The organism is Janibacter hoylei PVAS-1 (assembly GCF_000297495.1).
GTDB classification, from domain to species: Bacteria; Actinomycetota; Actinomycetes; order Actinomycetales; family Dermatophilaceae; genus Janibacter; species Janibacter hoylei.
Genome location: NZ_ALWX01000047.1, coordinates 15,077 through 28,016, shown reverse-complemented (window position 1 = coordinate 28,016; position 12,940 = coordinate 15,077). Strand labels below are relative to the sequence as shown.

Genomic DNA, 12,940 nt, shown 5'->3' with positions numbered 1-12,940 from the left:
GCCGCTGCCGTCAGGCGCGGGCCAGCCGGCGCAGTACGCCGACGAGGCCCCCAACGGCCAGGAGGCCGAGGCCGACGGGCGCCAGCGGTGCGGGGGGTCTCGAGCGCGGCGCCGTCGGTCTGGACGACGGCAGGGACCTCGGGAGCGGTGGTCGGTGCCTCGGGGGCGACCCCGTCGGTGTCGCCGTCGGTGTCGGGCGCGGCCGGGCAGTCGCTCGGCAGCTCCAGGTAGCCGCCCCCGAGGCCCTCGTCGAGCAGGTCGTCGATGAACTCCGCGACCTCCACGAGGAGCTCGCGGTCCTCCTCGGTCGCGACGTAGTCCGGGTCGGCCGCCGCGAGCGGTGCGGCCCAGTCGCCCTCGCCCATCCAGTCCTCCTCGTCCCACGGCTCGTCCACCCAATCGGCCGCGTCGACGGCGAACCAGTCGAGCTCGGCGGCGTCGGTCGTGATCGTGGCGGAGGCCCCGGGGGGCAGCGGCAGCTCGGTGTAGTCGTCCTCGGTGTCGGCATCGGCCCACAGCACGACGGCCTCGGGGTTGCCCGCGGGGTTGGCGAAGGTCACCGAGCCACAGGTCGCGCTCGCCGTCACGGCCGCCGGGCCGTCGGTGCAGGGCGCCGACGACAGGCGGACGTCGAAGCTCGTGGTGGCGCCGTCGGCGAGCACGGCGTCGTCGACGGCCTCGGCGGTGATCGTCGCCGTGGTGTCGGGGGCGGTCCAGTCGGACTCGCCGAGGAGCAGGTCCTCGACCTCGGCCTCGGTGATCGCGTCCTCGGGCCAGAAGGCGACGCCGGCATAGCTGCCGGGAGTCAGCTCGAAGGTCGCGCCGGCGACCTCGGCGAGGTAGCGCACCCCGTCGACCTGCGGGATGACGACCCGGTCGCCGCCGACGCCGCACTCGTCGACGACGGTCGGGGCCAGCGGGGTGACCGGGGTGGGTGCGGCCAGGGCGGCGGGGGCGGTGGCCAGACCGACGACGGCGGTGAGGCACAGGGCCATGAGGGGACGACGCACGAGGGGCTCCGAGGGGTGACGTGGCGGGCTCTCGCGCGCCGGCTGAAGGTGGTGCCGGCGCGAGAGGGAGCGTCTGGGGGTCAGACCTCGGTGCCGGACGCTCGGATCATAGGGTCACCGCGCCGCGGTGACCAGAGCCGTCTCGTCGGCAGCCGGCCGAGGCTCCGGCCGGGGGTGCAGGGCGGGGCGACCCACCCCCTTCGGCGCGATGCCCGAGCGGCGGGCCAGCCACAGGAGGATCGCCGTCATGATCGCGGTCGCGAAGACGCTCAGGCCGGCGGTGCCCGCGGTGCTCGTCGTCTCCTCGGTGACGTAGGCGTCCTGGATGCCACCGAGCACCGTGAGCCCGATGATGATGACCATGTTGTTGACGACGTGCAGGACGATGGCGGCCTCGAGGCCACCGGTGCGCCAGGTGAGGTAGCAGCAGGCCGCGGCCATGCCGCCGAGGTCGAGCAGCACCCACGGGTCCATGGAGCCGTGGGCCAGCGCGAAGAGGGCGGTGGACAGCAGCGTGCCGACGACGAGGGCGACGGCGGGGTGGCGGATCCACGCACCGACCCCTTGGAGCAGGCCGCCGCGGAAGGCGACCTCCTCGCCGGCCGCCTGCAGCGGCGTCGTGAAGATCGCGATGAGCACCAACCAGCCCCAGTGCTCGGGGCGGGCCGTCGAGGCCTCGCCGGAGAGCAGCCACGCGGCGGCGAGGTAGCCGCCCCACACGAGCGTCGTCACGAGGGTGCAGCGCAGGGTCCAGCCCCAGCGCATCCGTCCGGTGATCGACCAGACCTTGCCCATCGGCCGCCAGTGGCCGACCCGGGTGGCGACGAGCGTCGCCGGGATGAGCGAGGCGAGGACGAGGTTGCCGAAGAGCGTCGCCACGGGGGAGGTCATGTCGATCTCCTCCGCCCCGTCCGGGGAGAGCATCGCGGGGTCGAGGACGGCCCAGGCGATGGTGAGGGTCATCGCGCAGACGACCCACGTCGCGATGCCGGCGAAGAGGGCGAGCAGCGGGCGCCACCAGCGGTATCGGGCCGTGCGCATCTGGTGCAGGTAGCTGCGCGGCTCGTCGTCGGGGAAGGGCGCGAGCGAGGTCGACGTCGCCACGGGCATGCGGGAGGCGGCCCGGCGACGTGCCGCGTCGACGAGGCCGACGGCGACGGGGTGGACGCCGGCGTCCGTCGCGAGGGGGAGCAGCGACAGCACGGCGAAGGGGGAGCCCGTCGCCCGGATCGTCGCCGGCCCGTCGGCACCGGTCGGTGCGTCGCTCGCCCAGGTCGTGCCGGGGGCGTCGAGGTAGTCGGTGGCGGGGCGGGCGCCGCCGTCGTCCCTGCCGAGGGGGCCGGCCACGGGCAGGCCCAGGTGGAGGGCCCACGAGAGCGTCGTGTCGTGCACGGTCGGGGCCGCGCCGGGCGACGGGAGGACCCACACCCCGTCGAGGTCGGGGGTGAGCGCGGCACCGGTGGGCAACGACACGACGAGGGCGTCGGGGGCGAGCGCGGCGAGCGCCCGCCGGGCGTGCCCGGCCGCTGGCAGGTCCGGGGGGGCCGACGAGTGCGATCCTGGGGCCGGTCATGGCTCGACCCTACGTGGGGCCCGCGATTTCCCTCGAGGTGGGCCGATGCCGTAATCTTGACTGTCGGTCACGTGTGTCATGCCTGCTCGGTCTCCGAGGAGGTCAGGTCGCCGTGCCACCCACGGTCACTTCCACCCAGGGAGCGGCCACCAACGGATTGAGAGGGTATGGCCAAGAAGGACGGTGTCATCGAGGTCGAGGGCACGATCGTCGAAGCTCTCCCGAACGCGATGTTTCGGGTCGAGCTGACCAACGGTCACAAGGTTCTCGCCCACATCTCGGGCAAGATGCGGCAGCACTACATCCGGATCCTCCCCGAGGACAAGGTTGTCGTGGAGCTCAGCCCGTACGACCTGACCCGCGGCCGGATCGTCTTCCGTTACCGCTGATCGAGGCGGTCGCCGGCCCCCGGCGACCGACGAGTGAAGCACCACGAGCACGACCCGTCACCACATCCTGGGGCGGGACAGATCGAGAAAGATGCGAGACGGCAATGAAGGTTCAGCCGAGCGTCAAGAAGATCTGCGACAAGTGCAAGGTGATCCGCCGCAACGGTCGGGTCATGGTGATCTGCGACAACCTGCGCCACAAGCAGCGCCAGGGCTGATCGCGTCCACCAGGACCTCCGTACGGCGGGGACCTCGGCTTGTCGCCGGATCCTCGAGCAACGCCAACTGAAATGCACGCACCACCCGGCCCCTGCCCCCTTCGCGGAGCAGGACGTCACCCCCGGCTCGGAGGCCGGGGACCGAGCGGCCCACGGACATCCGTGGGACCCACCGCCGGACCGGTGGTGCACCAGACCTCCGAGTACTGCAAAGGAAGCCAGCACATGGCACGACTTGTTGGAGTCGACCTGCCGCGCGAGAAGCGCGCTGAGGTCGCCCTGACCTACATCTTCGGTGTGGGACGCACGACCGCACAGAAGGCCCTCGCCGCCACCGGCGTCGACCCGAGCACCCGCGTGAAGGACCTCGACGACGCCCAGCTCGTCGCCCTCCGCGACTACCTCGAGGCCAACGTCCAGCTCGAGGGTGACCTCCGCCGCGAGGTCGCCGCCGACATCCGCCGCAAGGTCGAGATCGGCACCTACGAGGGTCTGCGGCACCGCCGCGGTCTCCCGGTCCGCGGTCAGCGCACCAAGACCAACGCCCGGACCCGCAAGGGCCCGAAGCGCACCGTCGCAGGCAAGAAGAAGGCCTAAGACACCACCCCACCGTTGCGCCCTCCGGGCTGTCGACGGTGACCCACCGAAGAACTTCGTAGGAGAAACATGCCCCCCAAGACCCGCTCCGGCGCCAAGGTGCGCCGCAAGGTCAAGAAGAACGTTGCCGTGGGCCAGGCCCACATCAAGAGCACGTTCAACAACACGATCATCTCGATCACCGACCCCACTGGTGCCGTGATCTCCTGGGCCTCCGCCGGCCAGGTCGGCTTCAAGGGTTCGCGCAAGTCCACCCCGTACGCCGCCCAGATGGCTGCCGAGGCCGCCGCCCGTCGTGCCATGGAGCACGGCATGAAGAAGGTCGACGTCTTCGTCAAGGGCCCGGGCTCCGGTCGCGAGACCGCGATCCGCTCCCTGACCGCCGCCGGCCTCGAGGTCGGCGCGATCCAGGACGTCACGCCCAGCCCGCACAACGGTGTCCGCCCGCCCAAGCGCCGTCGCGTCTGAGCAGCAGAGATACGGGAGACAGATAAGACATGGCTCGTTACACCGGCCCCATCACCAAGAAGTCCCGCCGCCTCAAGCTCGACCTCGTCGGCGGCGACAAGAACTTCGAGCTCCGTCCCTTCCCGCCCGGCCAGCACGGCCGTCGCCGGATCCAGGAGAAGGAGTACCTCACCCAGCTGCAGGAGAAGCAGAAGGCTCGCTTCACCTACGGCGTCATGGAGAAGCAGTTCGTCCGGTACTACAAGGAGGCGGCCAACCGCCCCGGTCAGACCGGTCACAACCTGCTGATCATCCTCGAGTCGCGCCTCGACAACGTCATCTACCGCGCGGGCCTGGCCCGCACGCGTCGTCAGGCTCGTCAGCTCGTCACGCACGGTCACTTCGAGCTCAACGGCGTGCGCACCGACGTGCCCAGCGCCCGCGTCTCGCAGTACGACATCATCACCGTGCGCAAGCAGTCCGTCGAGGCCTTCCCGATCCAGCTCGCTCGCGAGACCTTCGGTGAGCGCCCCGTCCCGGCGTGGCTCCACGTCGTCCCGGGCAGCCTGAAGATCCTCGTGCACCAGCTGCCGACCCGCGAGCAGATCGACACGCCGCTCACCGAGCAGCTCATCGTCGAGCTCTACTCCAAGAACTGATCCAGTTCACCTGAGGGTGGCTCCCGCGGACCGATGCGGGAGCCACCGTCCGGATCACGACCGGACACCTTCACGAGGCGTCATATAGCGGTCGCCCGTGGGAAGGAACATCACCGTGCTCATCGCACAGCGCCCCACCCTCAGCGAAGAGGTCATCGCCGACAACCGCTCGCGGTTCGTCATCGAGCCCCTCGAGCCTGGCTTCGGCTACACCATCGGCAACTCCCTGCGTCGCACCCTGCTCTCGAGCATCCCGGGTGCCTCGCTCACCTCGATCCGGATCGACGGCGTGCTCCACGAGTTCTCCACGATCCCCGGGGTCAAGGAGGACGTCACCGAGATCATCCTCAACATCAAGTCCCTCGTCGTCTCCAGCGAGAACGACGAGCCGGTCGTGATGTACCTGCGCAAGTCGGGCGCCGGCGCGGTCACCGCGGCGGACATCAACCCCCCGGCCGGTGTCGAGGTCCACAACCCGGACCTGCACATCGCGACGCTCAACGACAAGGGCTCCATCGAGATGGAGCTGACGGTCGAGCGTGGCCGTGGCTACGTCTCCGCCCAGCAGAACAAGTCGGGCGACCAGGAGATCGGCCGGATCCCGGTCGACTCCATCTACTCGCCGGTCCTCGCCGTGACCTACAAGGTCGAGGCGACCCGTGTCGAGCAGCGCACCGACTTCGACCGCCTCGTCGTCGACGTCGAGACCAAGAACTCGATCACCCCGCGCGACGCGCTCGCCTCCGCCGGCAAGACGCTCGTCGAGCTCTTCGGCCTGGCCCGTGAGCTCAACGTCGAGGCCGAGGGCATCGACATGGGCCCGTCGCCGACCGACGCCGCCATCGCGGCCGACCTGGCGCTGCCCATCGAGGACCTCGACCTGACGGTCCGCAGCTACAACTGCCTCAAGCGCGAGGGCATCCACACCGTGGGTGAGCTCGTCGGTCGCAGCGAGGCCGACCTGCTCGACATCCGCAACTTCGGTGCGAAGTCGATCGACGAGGTCAAGGCGAAGCTGCACGAGATGGACCTGGCGCTCAAGGACAGCCCGCCCGGGTTCGACCCGACGTCCATCCCCGGCTACGGCGAGGACGACTACGACGAGTCCGGCGACGAGGACGCCTCGTTCGCCGAGGACGAGCAGCTCTGACCCACCGCCTCACGACCTGACCGCTGACGCGGTGAGGTCAGAACTTCCAAGGAGAACACCATGCCCACCCCCACCAAGGGCCCCCGTATCGGTGGCGGCCCGGCTCACGAGCGGCTCATCCTCGCGAACCTGGCCACCGCGCTCTTCGAGCACGACCAGATCACGACCACCCAGGCCAAGGCCAAGCGCCTGCGCCCCCTGGCCGAGCGTCTGATCACCTTTGCCAAGCGCGGTGACCTGCACGCCCGCCGCAAGGTCATGACCACCGTCACCGACAAGAGCGTCGTCCACCGTCTCTTCGTCGAGATCGCCCCCGACATGGCCGAGCGCCAGGGCGGCTACACGCGCATCACGAAGATCGCGCCGCGCAAGGGTGACAACGCCCCGATGTGCGTCATCGAGCTCGTGCGTGAGCCGGTCAACGCCAAGCCGAAGCGCGCCGTCGTCGCCGAGGCCGAGGCCGCCACCCAGCGCTCCGCCAAGGACGAGGCTGCCGCCGAGGCCCCGGTCGAGGAGACCACCACCGACGAGACCAAGGCCGCGGGCTTCGAGCCCGCCGGTGGCGAGGCCAAGCAGCAGGAGTCCGACGAGGCCTGAGCCTGACGGCTGACTTCATGCGAAGGGAGCGCCGCTCACCCCACGGGGTGGGCGGCGCTCCCTTCGTCGTCCCTCGCCTACGCTGGCCCGCATGCGGCTGCGTCTCGACCTCGCCTACGACGGCACCGACTTCCACGGCTGGGCCGCGCAGCCCGGGCTGCGGACCGTCGAGGGCGAGCTGGCTCAGGGGGTGACGACGGTGCTGCGGCTGGCGGAGCCGGCGCGCCTCACCGTCGCGGGCCGCACCGACGCCGGGGTCCACGCGACCGGGCAGGTCGTGCACGTCGACGTCACGCCGCAGGAGCTGGAGCGCGCCAGGGGGCACTCGGACCGCCCGGCGGAGGAGGCGCTCGCGACGCGGCTGCGCGGGGTGCTGCCGCCGGACGTCGTGGTGCACCGGGTGACGCGGGCGCCGGAGGGCTTCGACGCCCGCTTCTCAGCGACGAGCCGGCGCTACCGCTACCTCGTCGGCGACGACCCGACCCGGGTGGACCCCCTGCGTCGTCGTGAGGTGGTCTCGCTGCGCACGCCGCTCGACGTCGCGGCCATGCACGCGGCGGCCCAACGGCTGCTTGGCCTGCGCGACTTCGCGGCCTTCTGCAAGCGGCGGGAGGGGGCGACGACCACGCGGACCCTGCTGCGCTACGACTGGACCCGTCGCGATGACGGGCTGCTCGAGGCGACGGTCGTCGCCGATGCCTTCTGCCACTCGATGGTCCGTGCGCTCATCGGGGCGCTCGTGCCGGTCGGGGTGGGGGCGCGTGACGCGGACTTCCCGGCGCAGGTCCTCACGGCAGGTGCCCGTGACCCGCGGGTCAAGGTCATGCCGGCCCACGGGCTGTGCCTCGTCGAGGTGGCCTACCCGGCCGACGACGCGCTCGCGACGCGGGCGCAGGAGGCGCGGGCCCGGCGGGACTAGCGCGAGCGGAGCGTCGCGGCGCTGGTCAGCGGCGCTCGGCCCCGCCCGGAGGCAGCGGCCACCAGCGCCAGCCGAGGGTGCCGACGACCTGGTCGAAGCGCACGAAGCGCGGCTCGCAGGTCGCGCCGGCCGGGCCGCGGCAGCCGGCGACGGAGTCGGAGCTGTTGGCCCGGTTGTCGCCGAGGACGAGGTAGGAGCCCTCGGGGACGGTGATCGGGTCGAAGCAGCGGGCCGTCGACTCCGTCGAGCAGTCACCGTCGGCCGGCATGGGCAGGTCGTGGCGGACCCAGGGCTCGTCGATCGGCTCGCCGTCGACGAGGACGCGCCCCTGCTCGTCGCAGCACTCGACGGTCTGCCCGGGCAGACCGATGACCCGCTTGACGGTGTGGGCGTGGTGGCTCGGCCCGGTGCCGAGCAGGTCACCGAGGTGTCGGGCGGCGTCGCTCACCGGATTGGGGTCGTCGATGCGCTCCTCGCCCCACGTGCGCCCGTGGCTGAAGACGACGACGTCGCCCCGCTGGAGCTGTGCCTCGTCGACCCCGACGACCTGGGCGAGCACCCGGTCGCCGGTCATGAGGGTCGGCTCCATCGAGGCCGACGGGATGACGAAGGGACGCACCAGCGTGTGGGTGATCAGGGCCAGGACGGCGAAGGCGACGAGCACCCGCAGGACGATGCCGGGCAGCCAGTGGCGCTCGCGGCGCGCGTTGGAGGAGCTCACGGCACCACCCTAGGTGCGGCGGGGGAGCGGGGTGAGGGCCACCACCGCGGTGACGCGTCGGGCGCCGGGCGTCCCGGCGCCGCGGCGCCGGTAGCGGTCGAGCACGGCCCCGAGCTCGGTGCGCAGCGCGGCGAGCTGGGTCTCGTCGACGAGCACCTCGCGGTCGAGGAGGCCGCACTCCTCCTGCCAGACGAGGGGCCAGGAGACCTGGGCGTCGATCCACGCGTGCTGCCGCTGGGCGTGGTGGTCGACGAGGTCGTGGGCGAGCCACAGCGCGTCGGCGAGGTCGTCGGCGTCGTCGATCGCGCTCACCGCGACGGTCTGGTCGGGGCCCTCGTCGGCCTCCTCCTCGGCCGCCGCCCACACCCGCGAGCGTCCGTCACCCAGGCCGGTGTCGACGACGAGACCGGCGTCGGCGAGCACCCGCGTGTGGTAGCTCGTCGCGCCGGTGTTGGTGCCGAGGGAGCGGGCCAGGTCGGCGGAGGTCGTGCCGCCGTGGAGGCGCAGGTGGGCGAGGATCCGGGAGCGAAGGGGGTGGGCCAGGAGCCGCCAGGTCGGCGGCGGGGGTGCATCGGTCACCGATCCACGATTGCACAATAATTGTGCAATCGCCATGGCGCGGGTCGGTGTCCAGCCGGCCAAGGGCGCGAGATCCGCTCTACGACAAGGGTTTTGGCGGGTTTGCACCGATTTCGGCGGGGGTCCTGACGCCCGTAAAATGGTGTGCAGCGGCGCCGCGTCCCCCCTCGAGGACGGCAGGCGCCTCCCCTTCGCTCCACCGCGACGGGGACGAACGAGCAGAAGGCATGAACATGCGTACGTACACCCCCAAGGGCGGTGACATCACCCGTCAGTGGCACATCATCGACGCCACGGACGTCGTGCTCGGCCGTCTCGCGAGCCAGGCCGCCGTCCTGCTGCGCGGCAAGCACAAGACGACCTTCGCCCCCCACGTCGACACGGGCGACTTCGTCATCATCATCAACGCCGACAAGATCGCGCTGACCGGCGCCAAGGCGGAGCAGAAGCGCGCCTACCGTCACTCGGGTCACCCGGGCGGTCTGTCGTCGATGAACTACACCGAGATGCTCGAGAAGCACCCGACCCGCGCGGTCGAGAAGGCCATCCAGGGCATGCTTCCCCGCAACACCCTCGGTCGCCAGCAGCTGGGCAAGCTCAAGGTCTACGCCGGTGCCGAGCACCCGCACGCCGCGCAGCAGCCCACCCCCTACACGATCTCGCAGGTCGCGCAGTAAGCGCGCCCCGATCAGGAACTAGAGGAATACCGTGGCTGACACCACCGACAACGCTGTGAACACCGAGGTGCTCGAGGGCGACGAGCCCGAGCTGAGCTCCTACACCTCCGAGTCCGAGGGCCCCGTCGCGGGCTCCGACGAGCCCGTGCGTCGCCCCTCCGCCTCCGCTCCCGGCTCGGCCACCGGCCGCCGCAAGCAGGCCATCGCCCGCGTCCGGATCGTCCCGGGCACCGGCGAGTGGAAGGTCAACGGGCGTGCGCTCGAGGACTACTTCCCCAACAAGGTCCACCAGCAGATCGTCAACGAGCCGCTCGTCGCGCTCGAGCTCGACGGCGCCTACGACGTGCTCGTGCGCGTCCACGGCGGTGGCCCCTCCGGCCAGGCCGGTGCCGTCCGCCTCGGCGTCGCGCGCTCGCTCAACGGGGTCGACCCCGAGCTGAACCGCCCGACCCTGAAGAAGGCCGGCTACCTGACCCGGGACGCGCGCGTCCCGGAGCGCAAGAAGGCCGGTCTCAAGAAGGCCCGCAAGGCTCCGCAGTACAGCAAGCGCTGATCCAGCGCCCCGGTCCCTGAGGAGGTCGCTCCGCGACCGTCTCGAAGGGCTGCACGAAGGGCGCCGCTCACCTCACGGTGGGCGGCGCCCTTCGTCGTCGTGGTGCGGGGTCGTCGTCAGGTGCCGGCGGGTCGGCCGGCCCGCATCTCCGAGACGAGCGACCGGGTCACCTCGACGAGGTCGCCGTCGTGGGCGGCGGCGACCGCCTGCTGGCGCTGGTAGCTGGCGCCGACGCGGATGATGTCCTCGACGGCGGCGAGCTCGTCGCTGCAGCCGAGCCGGCGGGCGATCGGTGCCAGCCGCTCGAGGAGGTCGTGGAGCTCGTCGGTGACGAGGCGCTCGCGGTTGCGGGCGTCGAGGATGATGATCGCGTCCATGCCGTAGCGGGCGGTGCGCCACTTGTTTTCCTGGACGTGCCAGGGCGGCAGGGTCGGGATCGTGCCGCCGTCGGTCAGGCGGTCGTCGAGGTGGACGAGCAGGCTCTGGGTGAGCGCGGTGAGTGCCCCGATCTCGTGCAGGGTCGGGACCCCGTCGCAGACCCGCACCTCGAGCGTGCCGAGGTGCGGCGCGGGGCGCAGGTCCCAGCGCACCTCCTTGAGCTCGTCGATGACGCCGGTGACGAGCAGGTCGTCGACGTACCGCTCGTACTCGGCCCACGTGTCGAACTGGAAGGGCAGGCCGGCCGTCGGCAGCTGCTGGAACATCTGGGCGCGGTTGCTCGCGTAGTCCGTCGGCACGCCGCCCCACCACGGCGACGACGCCGAGAGCGCCTGCAGGTGGGGTGCATAGGTGAGCATCCCGCCGAGCAGCGGCAGCACCTTGTCGCGGTGGGTGACGCCCACGTGGGTGTGCACGCCGTAGATGACCATCTGCCGCCCCCACCACCGGGTGCGGTCGATGAGGGTGGCGTAGCGGTCGCCCTCGGTCACCTGCTGGGACTCCCAGCGGGCGAAGGGGTGGGTGCCGGCGCTCATGAGCTCGAGACCGAGGTCATCGGTCAGGGTCCGCAGCCGGTCGAGGCTCGAGGAGAGGTCGGCGATGACCTCCGGGACGTCATGGCACTTGTCCGTGACGATCTCGACGGTGTTGGTCAGCAGCTCGCGGTGGATCTTGGGCGCGAGCACGTCGTCTGAGGTGAGGGGGCCGACGACGCTCTCCGCGAGGGGGACGAGGTCGAGCGTCTCGCGGTCGACGAGTGCGATCTCCCACTCGACCCCCAGCGTGGGGCCCTCTGAGGGGGTGAAGTCGATCATGATGGCCTCTCGGACGCCCGGACCTGCGGTGTCCCAGCCTAACCAGCCGGTATCGTCACTGAGGCCCGTCCCGCGTGCGACATGCGGACGGGGGTCCTCACGGAAGGTTGCATGATCCATGTCCCGACTCTTCGGCACCGACGGTGTCCGCGGTCTCGCCAACGGCGAGGTCATCACGGCCGACCTGGCCCTGCGCCTGGCCCAGGCGGCAGCCCGCGTCCTGCGGGACCCCGAGGGCACCGAAGGGCGGCGGCCCGTGGCGGTCGTGGGGCGCGACCCCCGCGCGTCGGGTGAGTTCCTGTCCGCAGCCGTCGTGGCCGGCCTCGCGAGCAGCGGCATCGACGTGCTCGACGCGGGCGTCGTGCCGACCCCGGCCGTCGCCTTCCTCACCGCCGAGGTCCATGCGGACTTCGGCGTGATGCTCTCCGCCTCGCACAACGCCATGCCGGACAACGGCATCAAGTTCTTCGCCTCCGGCGGGCACAAGCTGCCCGATGCCGTCGAGGACGCGATCGAGGCCGCCATGGAGGAGTCGCCGGCCCGCCCGACCGGTGTCGACGTCGGCCGCGTGACGCTCATGGACGACGGTGGCACCCGATACGTGCGCCACCTGCTCGACGCCGTGGAGCCCCAGCTCGAGGGTCTGACCGTCGTCATCGACGCGGCGCACGGCGCGGCGAGCGAGGTCTCGCCGGAGGTCTTCCGCCTCTCCGGCGCGACGGTGCACGTCATCGGTGCCCGGCCCGACGGGCTCAACATCAACGACGGGGTGGGCTCGACGCACCTCGGCCCCCTCCAGGAGGCGGTCCGTCAGCACGGTGCCGACCTCGGCATCGCCCACGACGGCGATGCCGACCGCTGCCTGGCGGTCGACGCCGAGGGCCGCGAGATCGATGGCGACCAGATCATGGCGATCCTCGCGGTGGCGCTCAAGGAGCACGGCCGCCTCGCCGACGACACCCTTGTCGCGACGGTCATGAGCAACCTCGGCCTCATCCGCGCGATGCAGGAGCACGGCATCTCGGTCGTCCAGGCCGGCGTCGGCGACCGCTACGTCCTCGAGGAGATGCGCAAGGGCGGCTACTCCCTCGGCGGCGAGCAGTCGGGCCACGTCATCCTCCAGGAGCACGCGACGACCGGTGACGGGGTGCTCACCGGCCTCATGCTCGCCGCCCGCGTCGCGGAGACCGGCAAGAGCATCGCCGAGCTCGGGTCGGTCATGGCCCGCATGCCCCAGGTGCTCATCAACGTCAAGGGTGTCGACAAGGACCGCGTCGACGACGACGAGGGTGTCCAGGGCGCCGTCTCCGAGGTCTCCACCGCGCTCGGTGACGACGGCCGCGTGCTGCTGCGCAAGTCCGGCACCGAGCCGGTCGTGCGCGTCATGGTCGAGGCCGACACGCACGAGCGGGCCCAGGAGTCCGCCGAGCGCCTCTCCGTCGTCGTCCGGGAGCGCCTCTCCCTCTGACTCCGACCACTCCACCGACCCCCGTGCGTATTTCCCTAGGGAAATACGCACGGGGGTCCGTATTTCCCTAGGGAAATGCGCAGGCTGGGTGGTATTTCCCTAGGGAAATGCGCAGGAGAGGGGTGGCAGG

General features: G+C 71.4%; 16 protein-coding genes. 11 read left to right on the top strand and 5 right to left on the bottom strand.

Annotated elements, in window-relative coordinates:
- Both B277_RS10540 and B277_RS16035 read right to left on the bottom strand, forming a co-directional pair.
- On the bottom strand, positions 1-1,010 hold a 1,010-nt coding region (locus B277_RS10540), incomplete at its 3' end, for a hypothetical protein (protein WP_202948424.1).
- A gap of 114 nt (positions 1,011-1,124) precedes the next feature.
- A complete protein-coding gene (locus B277_RS16035) occupies positions 1,125-2,483 on the bottom strand; it encodes a CPBP family intramembrane glutamic endopeptidase (protein WP_156811776.1) in 1,359 nt (452 codons plus the stop codon).
- A gap of 267 nt (positions 2,484-2,750) precedes the next feature.
- Here B277_RS16035 and infA point away from each other — a divergent pair, with 267 nt between their 5' ends.
- The 8 genes from infA to truA all read left to right on the top strand — a co-directional run bounded on the left by infA (position 2,751) and on the right by truA (position 7,559).
- Positions 2,751-2,972 (top strand): translation initiation factor IF-1, encoded by a 222-nt coding sequence (gene infA, locus B277_RS10530; RefSeq protein WP_007928045.1) that lies wholly within the window; start codon positions 2,751-2,753, stop codon positions 2,970-2,972.
- A gap of 104 nt (positions 2,973-3,076) precedes the next feature.
- Entirely contained in the window at positions 3,077-3,190 is a 114-nt protein-coding gene (gene rpmJ, locus B277_RS10525; protein WP_007928044.1) for a 50S ribosomal protein L36, read from the top strand.
- A gap of 225 nt (positions 3,191-3,415) precedes the next feature.
- Positions 3,416-3,787 carry a 30S ribosomal protein S13 gene (gene rpsM / locus B277_RS10520; RefSeq protein WP_007928043.1) on the top strand — a complete coding sequence of 124 codons (372 nt, stop codon included), beginning with the start codon at positions 3,416-3,418 and terminating at the stop codon, positions 3,785-3,787.
- Between the two features lie 69 nt (positions 3,788-3,856).
- A complete protein-coding gene (rpsK, locus tag B277_RS10515; RefSeq protein ID WP_007928041.1) occupies positions 3,857-4,255 on the top strand; it encodes a 30S ribosomal protein S11 in 399 nt (132 codons plus the stop codon).
- A 29-nt stretch (positions 4,256-4,284) separates the two neighbouring features.
- On the top strand, positions 4,285-4,893 hold the full coding sequence (gene rpsD, locus B277_RS10510) for a 30S ribosomal protein S4 (RefSeq protein ID WP_007928038.1): 609 nt from the start codon (positions 4,285-4,287) through the stop codon (positions 4,891-4,893).
- 115 nt (positions 4,894-5,008) lie between these two features.
- A complete protein-coding gene (locus B277_RS10505) occupies positions 5,009-6,043 on the top strand; it encodes a DNA-directed RNA polymerase subunit alpha (protein ID WP_007928037.1) in 1,035 nt (344 codons plus the stop codon).
- 60 nt (positions 6,044-6,103) lie between these two features.
- Complete coding sequence (gene rplQ / locus B277_RS10500) at positions 6,104-6,640, top strand: 50S ribosomal protein L17 (protein WP_007928036.1); 537 nt, start codon at positions 6,104-6,106, stop codon at positions 6,638-6,640.
- Between the two features lie 91 nt (positions 6,641-6,731).
- Entirely contained in the window at positions 6,732-7,559 is an 828-nt protein-coding gene (gene truA / locus B277_RS10495) for a tRNA pseudouridine(38-40) synthase TruA (protein ID WP_007928035.1), read from the top strand.
- Between the two features lie 25 nt (positions 7,560-7,584).
- On the opposite strand, the gene lepB is transcribed toward truA, so the two are convergent.
- A complete protein-coding gene (lepB, locus tag B277_RS10490; protein WP_007928033.1) occupies positions 7,585-8,280 on the bottom strand; it encodes a signal peptidase I in 696 nt (231 codons plus the stop codon).
- A 9-nt stretch (positions 8,281-8,289) separates the two neighbouring features.
- Positions 8,290-8,859, bottom strand: coding sequence for an ArsR/SmtB family transcription factor (locus tag B277_RS10485; protein WP_007928032.1), 570 nt, complete (start codon positions 8,857-8,859; stop codon positions 8,290-8,292).
- A 233-nt stretch (positions 8,860-9,092) separates the two neighbouring features.
- Between B277_RS10485 and rplM the strand changes: the two genes are divergently transcribed.
- Positions 9,093-9,536, top strand: coding sequence for a 50S ribosomal protein L13 (gene rplM, locus B277_RS10480; RefSeq protein ID WP_007928029.1), 444 nt, complete (start codon positions 9,093-9,095; stop codon positions 9,534-9,536).
- 31 nt (positions 9,537-9,567) lie between these two features.
- A complete protein-coding gene (rpsI, locus tag B277_RS10475) occupies positions 9,568-10,089 on the top strand; it encodes a 30S ribosomal protein S9 (protein WP_007928027.1) in 522 nt (173 codons plus the stop codon).
- A 116-nt stretch (positions 10,090-10,205) separates the two neighbouring features.
- Here the strand turns inward: rpsI and B277_RS10470 are convergent, their stop codons facing one another.
- Positions 10,206-11,345 carry a glutamate--cysteine ligase gene (locus B277_RS10470; protein ID WP_040881330.1) on the bottom strand — a complete coding sequence of 380 codons (1,140 nt, stop codon included), beginning with the start codon at positions 11,343-11,345 and terminating at the stop codon, positions 10,206-10,208.
- A gap of 115 nt (positions 11,346-11,460) precedes the next feature.
- Between B277_RS10470 and glmM the strand changes: the two genes are divergently transcribed.
- Positions 11,461-12,810 (top strand): phosphoglucosamine mutase, encoded by a 1,350-nt coding sequence (gene glmM / locus B277_RS10465; RefSeq protein WP_007928022.1) that lies wholly within the window; start codon positions 11,461-11,463, stop codon positions 12,808-12,810.
- Positions 12,811-12,940: the final 130 nt, after the last annotated feature.

What these genes read in the sequence shown, in the direction of transcription:
- infA (WP_007928045.1), top strand. Translation starts at nt 2,751, where the DNA reads ATGGCCAAGAAGGACGGTGTCATCGAGGTCGAGGGCACGATCGTCGAA.
- rpmJ (WP_007928044.1), top strand. Translation starts at nt 3,077, where the DNA reads ATGAAGGTTCAGCCGAGCGTCAAGAAGATCTGCGACAAGTGCAAGGTG.
- rpsM (WP_007928043.1), top strand. Translation starts at nt 3,416, where the DNA reads ATGGCACGACTTGTTGGAGTCGACCTGCCGCGCGAGAAGCGCGCTGAG.
- rpsK (WP_007928041.1), top strand. Translation starts at nt 3,857, where the DNA reads ATGCCCCCCAAGACCCGCTCCGGCGCCAAGGTGCGCCGCAAGGTCAAG.
- rpsD (WP_007928038.1), top strand. Translation starts at nt 4,285, where the DNA reads ATGGCTCGTTACACCGGCCCCATCACCAAGAAGTCCCGCCGCCTCAAG.
- rplQ (WP_007928036.1), top strand. Translation starts at nt 6,104, where the DNA reads ATGCCCACCCCCACCAAGGGCCCCCGTATCGGTGGCGGCCCGGCTCAC.
- truA (WP_007928035.1), top strand. Translation starts at nt 6,732, where the DNA reads ATGCGGCTGCGTCTCGACCTCGCCTACGACGGCACCGACTTCCACGGC.
- rplM (WP_007928029.1), top strand. Translation starts at nt 9,093, where the DNA reads ATGCGTACGTACACCCCCAAGGGCGGTGACATCACCCGTCAGTGGCAC.
- glmM (WP_007928022.1), top strand. Translation starts at nt 11,461, where the DNA reads ATGTCCCGACTCTTCGGCACCGACGGTGTCCGCGGTCTCGCCAACGGC.